Origin of the sequence: Arthrobacter sp. TB 26, assembly GCF_000427315.1 — a bacterium.
Lineage (GTDB): Bacteria > Actinomycetota > Actinomycetes > Actinomycetales > Micrococcaceae > Arthrobacter.
The window spans coordinates 6,594-11,829 of record NZ_AUPJ01000508.1 but is presented as its reverse complement, the minus strand read 5'-3'; the positions used below and the strand labels follow the sequence as shown (position 1 = coordinate 11,829).

The window sequence follows — 5,236 nt, the reverse complement described above, 5'->3', positions numbered from 1 at the left end:
GGAGCGGGAGGTAGCAGTCGGGGGCGAGGATCAGGGCCAGCAGCCCCGCTTCCAGTGCCATATCGCCGTGGACCAGGCGGACGCCAATGAAGACGGCGACGACGGCGACGGAAATGGTGGCGATGAGTTCCAGCGCGAGGGCGGAGAGGAACGCGGTCCGCAGGGTCCCCATGGTCCGGTGGCGGTACTCCTCGGAGAGGTCCTCGAGGGCCCTGCGCTGTGCGGTGGCGCGGCCCAGCCCCACGAGGACGGGCAGGCCTTTGGCGAGCTCCAGCATGTGGCCGGACAGCCGGGACAGGGTTGACTGGGCTTCCCGGACGCGGTCATCGGTGTAGCGGCCGATCAGGATCATAAAGAGCGGCACCAGCGGCACCGTCAGCACAATGACGACGGCGCTGATCCAGTCGGCGTAGAGGATGCGCGCGCCCAGCAGCAGGGGGATCGCCGCGCAGTTCACCAGGGCCGGCAGGAACTGCGTGTAGTAGTTGTCCAGGGCGTCCAGTCCCCGGGTCGCGAGAATGGCGAGGCCGCCGTCGGAGGGCCCGGCGGACCGGGTGCCGTTGCGCAGCGCGCGCTCGAGCAGCTGCGAGCGCAGCTCCTCCTTCACGCCCAGCGCCGCCCGGCGCGAGGCGACAGCCTGTGCCCACACGGTCAGGGACCGAAGGACCACACCGGCAACTCCCCAGTACAGCTGCCCGCCCCAGGCAGGGTCGCCGGCCATCAGCCCCGCAAGCATGGACGCGACCGCCTGCCCGATCAGGACGAGGGACAGGGCCTTCAGAGCCGCGAGCAGGCCCAGCAGGTAGAGGGCGGCGCGGTTGGCGGGGCCTGTGGGGAACTGCGGTCTCATCAGGTGCTAGTCCTTGGGTGCCAGGGCTTTGGCGGCGATGGCCGGGAGGAAGCTGTGGGCTTCCGGGATGTGCGCGTCGCTGACCCGGCGCCGGAACACCCAGTACGTCCACGCCTGGTAGACGAGGACCAGCGGCAGCCCGATACAGGCCACGACGGTCATCAGCCCCAGGGTGTAGTCGGAGGAAGAGGCGTTGGAGATGGTCAGGTTGAAGTCCGGGTTCAGCGTGGACGGCAGTACCACGGGGAAGGCGGCGCCGAAGATCGAGGCGCTGCCAAGCAGCAGGAACGCGCCCAGGGACAGGAACGCGCGGCCCTCGGCGCCCGTGCGGGCGAAGTTCCAGGCCAGGACGGCGGCCACGACGGCGGCGACGACGGCCAGCACGGTCCAGATCTCGCCGCTGAGCAGCTGCAGGCTCACTGCCCAGCCCGCGATCGGCAGCAGCAGCACGGGCAGGAGGCGGACGAACCACTGGCGTGCGCGGTGCCGGACGTCGCCGTCGGTCTTCAGGGCCAGGAAGGCGAGGCCATGCAGCAGCGAGAACCCGACGACGGCGAGGCCGCCCAGCACGGCGTAGGCGCTGAACCACGCGAACGGGCCGCCTTCACGGTCGCCGTTGGCGTTCAGGGGCAGCCCGGTGGTGGTCAGTGCCAGGGCGGCTCCGACGCCGAAGGCCGCCACGAGGGAGCCGAGCGAGATGGCCCAGTCCCAGCGGGCACGCCACCGCGGGTTGTCGACTTTGCCGCGGTATTCGAAGGCCACGGCACGGAAGATGAGGGCCACGAGGACCAGGAGCAGCGGCAGGTAAAGCGCGGAGAACAGGGAGGCGTACCAGAGCGGGAAGGCCGCGAAAGTGGCACCGCCGGCCGTCAGGAGCCAGACCTCGTTGCCGTCCCAGACCGGGCCGACGGTATTGAGCAGCACGCGGCGTTCGGTGTCGTTCCGGGCAAAGCCCTTGAACAGCATCCCGACGCCGAGGTCGAAGCCCTCGAGAAAGAGATAGCCCGTCCACAGCACCGCGATGGCGATGAACCAGATGGTGGGAAGCAGTTCCATGCTGAGTATCCTCTGCGTTTCTTGGGGAGCGAAGGCTTAGTAGGCGAAGGCCAGTACGTCGTCGGCGTCCCCGGGCTTGCCGGGACCGCCGCCCTTGGGGGTGGCGTCCTCGTTCCCGTCGGCGGGGACGTGGACGAGTTCCGGCATGGCCGCGACCACCCCGCCGCGGATGTACTTGACCAGCAGCTTGACCTCAACCACGAGCAGCACCGCGTACACGCTGGTCAGCACGATGAGGGAGGTCAGGAGCTCGCCGGCCGAGACGCCGGGCGAGACCGCCGCGGCGGTGAACATAAAGACCTGGTCGATCCCGCTGGGATCCGGGTTGGGGGCGACGACGAACGGCTGCCGGCCCATCTCGGTGAAGATCCAGCCGGCGGCGTTGGCTCCGAACGGTGCCAGGATCCCGAACACGGCCAGCCGCATAAGGCCGCGGGAGGCGGGGACGGTCCCCCTGCGGGTGACCCACAGGGCTGCCAGCGCGGCCACGGCCGCCACTCCGCCGAAGCCGATCATCATCCGGAAGCCCCAGTAGGTGACCTCCATGACCGGAACGTACTGGATCTCCTGCCCGGCGCGTTCCCCGTAGATCGGGTTGTCGGGCAGGTTGGTGCCGTAGTCGGCCTTGTACTGGTCCAGCAGGCTGTTGACGCCCTTGACCTCGGTAGTGAAGTCGCCCTTGGCGAGGAAGGACAGGATCCCTGGGACCTCGATGACGGCGACGACGTCATCGCAGTTCTTGGAGCCGACGTTGCCGACGCTCAGGATGGAGAAGCCGGTGCCGTCGTGGCNCAGGCCGCTTCGGCGGCCGCCATCTTCATGGGCTGCTGTTCGAACATGAGCTTGCCCTGCAGGTCGCCCGTGATGGCGGTGCCGGCGAAGGAAATCATGGCGACGACGGCGCCGATCCGCAGGGAGCGGATCCACACGGCGTGGTCGGTGCGGTCCCGGCCGGGGATGGCGGCCTCGCCGGGAATCACCTTGCCGTCCTCGCCGATGGTGTCGATCCCGTCGTGGCGGCGGCGCCACAGGTGGTACCAGGCAATGCCCAGCAGGAAGGCACCGGCGACGGCGAGGGCGCCGAAGAGGGTGTGCGGGACGGCGACGAGGGCAGTGTTGTTGGTGAACACCGCCCAGGCATCGGTCATGACAGGGCGGCCGTTGATCATCTCAACACCGACCGGGTGCTGCATCCAGCTGTTCGCCACGATGATGAAGTAGGCGGAGAAGACCGAGCCGATCACGGCGATCCAGAGGCAGGCAAGGTGGACGGCAGGCTTGAGCTGCTTCCAGCCGAAGATCCACAGACCCAGGAAGGTCGACTCCACGAAGAACGCCAGGAGGGCTTCCATGGCCAGCGGCGCGCCGAACACGTCACCAACGAAGCGGCTGTACTCGCTCCACGCCATGCCGAACTGGAACTCCTGCACAATGCCGGTGGCGACACCCATGATGAAGTTGATCAGGAAGAGCTTGCCCCAGAACTTGGTCATCCGGAGGTACTCCGGCTTGCCGGTCCGGTGCCACATCGTCTGGATCACGGCCACCACGAGGCCCAGGCCGATCGTGAGCGGCACCATCATGAAGTGGTAGACGGTGGTGATTCCGAATTGCCAGCGTGCGATTTCCAAGGCGTCCAAGGCAGTCCCTAACTTTGCTGGGCGGACAACTTCTACATCACGTAGAAAGATTCTTCTACAGAGTGTAGAACACTTTGATAGTTCACTGCACCCAGAGTCCCACGGCGCCGAACGGCCCGCAATGGAGATGCCGGGGCGGGCGCGCGACACGCCCGGGCCGGGTACTTCTACCTCATGTAGAAACTATCGGCAAAACACGGTAAATTTAAGACTGAAGCATTCACAGACCGCCCGGCAGAGTCGATTGGCCGGAGCGGCACTTACGAAGGACGTACGGAATGGCAAGTCTCGGTGAACTGGAACGGGCAGTGATGGATCTGCTCTGGGCAGGCCATGAGGCTGCGACTGCGAACACCCTGCGGGACCTGCTCGCACAGAGCACGCGCGCCGAAAACGGCACCGCAGGACACGAGGGCAAGGATTTGGCCGTCACGACGGTACTGACCGTGCTCTCCCGCCTGGAGCGCAAGGGCCTGGTCGAGCGTGAACGCGGAACGCGTCCGCACCGCTACCAGGCAGTCTCCAGCCGCGAGGACCACACGGCAGAGCTGATGCACGAGGTCCTGGGCTCCGCCCCGGACCGCGAGGCAGTGCTGGCCCGCTTTATTGGTTCCGTCACCGACACTGAGGCGGAAACGCTGCGCAAGCTGCTGGGACTCAGCTAGCGCCCGATGTTCTGGACCTCATGGTTTCTGGCGGTCCTCGCGATAGTGCTGGCCTGGCCGGTGCCTATCCTGCTTTCACGCGCCCAGTGGCCGGCGCGTTCACCGTTTACGGCCATGCTGCTCTGGCAGGCGATCGCCCTCGCCGGCGGACTGTCCATGATCGGCGCCATGCTCGTCTATGGCCTGGAGCCGGCCGGGGACAACCTGCTGGCGGGACTGCGGGCCCTTGCCGGGATGGTCTTCAACAACGCGCCCACCACCGCGCTGGGGTTCTGGCATATCTTCGCGTTGTCCGCCGCGGCACTGCTGACGGCCCACCTGGTGTTCACCCTGCTGCTGACGTACTACAAGATCCAACGCCAGCGGCGGCGACACCGCGAACTGCTGGCACTGCTCGCCTCACCCTCCGCCGACGGCCCGCGGACCATGGTGATCAATGTCGACTCCCCCGTCGCATACTGTCTGCCCGGAGGGGCCCGCTCGGTTACCGTCCTCTCCGACGGGCTGATGGCGGCCCTCGAGCCCGCCGAACTCCGCGCGGTCCTGAACCATGAGAACGCCCACCTGGACCAGCGACACCATCTGCTGCTCTGGGCCTTTGCAGCCTGGCGGCAGGCCCTTCCGTGGCTGCCCACCACCCGCTTGGCGCAGGAGGCGGTCAGCTCGCTGATCGAGATGCTCGCCGACGACGTCGCGCTGAAGACCGAAAGCAAGGCGACGTTGATCAAGGCGATCGCGATTGTCGCCAGCGGCTCCTCCGGCGCCCCCGGCGCACGGATGGCCTTCGGTGAGCCGGAACTGTCCGACGTCGAACCCGGCCAGCCGGGTGCCACCGGAGGTGCCGGTTCGGCGCGGACGACGGCGTCCCGCGTCAGCCGCCTGCTCTCCCCGCAGCCGCCTCTCCCGGAACCCCTGCGCGCAGCCGTGCTGGCAGCATGCCTGCTGCTGCTGGCGGTCCCGACGGCACTGCTGATTGTCCCCGGCCTGCTGGGCTGAGACCTCCGCGGCGGAGGCGGCAGCGGCGG

At 67.7% G+C, this 5,236-nt stretch carries 4 protein-coding genes and 1 pseudogene; 2 read left to right on the top strand and 3 right to left on the bottom strand.

Annotation, left to right across the window (positions count from 1 at the left end):
* From K789_RS0120170 to K789_RS23665, 3 genes and pseudogenes are all read right to left on the bottom strand, one after another.
* Nucleotides 1-850: ABC transporter transmembrane domain-containing protein (locus K789_RS0120170; protein WP_029705483.1), on the bottom strand; the 850-nt coding region annotated here is incomplete at its 3' end.
* Nucleotides 851-856: 6 nt separating this feature from the next.
* Nucleotides 857-1,906 (bottom strand): cytochrome d ubiquinol oxidase subunit II, encoded by a 1,050-nt coding sequence (gene cydB / locus K789_RS0120165; RefSeq protein WP_024368331.1) that lies wholly within the window; start codon nucleotides 1,904-1,906, stop codon nucleotides 857-859.
* Nucleotides 1,907-1,942: 36 nt separating this feature from the next.
* Nucleotides 1,943-3,546: pseudogene (locus K789_RS23665) on the bottom strand (cytochrome ubiquinol oxidase subunit I).
* A 278-nt stretch (nucleotides 3,547-3,824) separates the two neighbouring features.
* Between K789_RS23665 and K789_RS0120155 the strand changes: the two are divergent.
* Together K789_RS0120155 and K789_RS0120150 are read left to right on the top strand one after the other, a co-directional pair.
* A complete protein-coding gene (locus tag K789_RS0120155) occupies nucleotides 3,825-4,211 on the top strand; it encodes a BlaI/MecI/CopY family transcriptional regulator (RefSeq protein ID WP_024368330.1) in 387 nt (128 codons plus the stop codon).
* A 6-nt stretch (nucleotides 4,212-4,217) separates the two neighbouring features.
* Complete coding sequence (locus tag K789_RS0120150) at nucleotides 4,218-5,207, top strand: M56 family metallopeptidase (protein WP_024368329.1); 990 nt, start codon at nucleotides 4,218-4,220, stop codon at nucleotides 5,205-5,207.
* Nucleotides 5,208-5,236: the final 29 nt, after the last annotated feature.

Bases quoted from the DNA above. Each gene is read 5' to 3' on its own strand.
- K789_RS0120155 (WP_024368330.1), top strand. From the start codon at position 3,825: ATGGCAAGTCTCGGTGAACTGGAACGGGCAGTGATGGATCTGCTCTGG.
- cydB (WP_024368331.1), bottom strand. From the start codon at position 1,906: ATGGAACTGCTTCCCACCATCTGGTTCATCGCCATCGCGGTGCTGTGG.
- K789_RS0120150 (WP_024368329.1), top strand. From the start codon at position 4,218: ATGTTCTGGACCTCATGGTTTCTGGCGGTCCTCGCGATAGTGCTGGCC.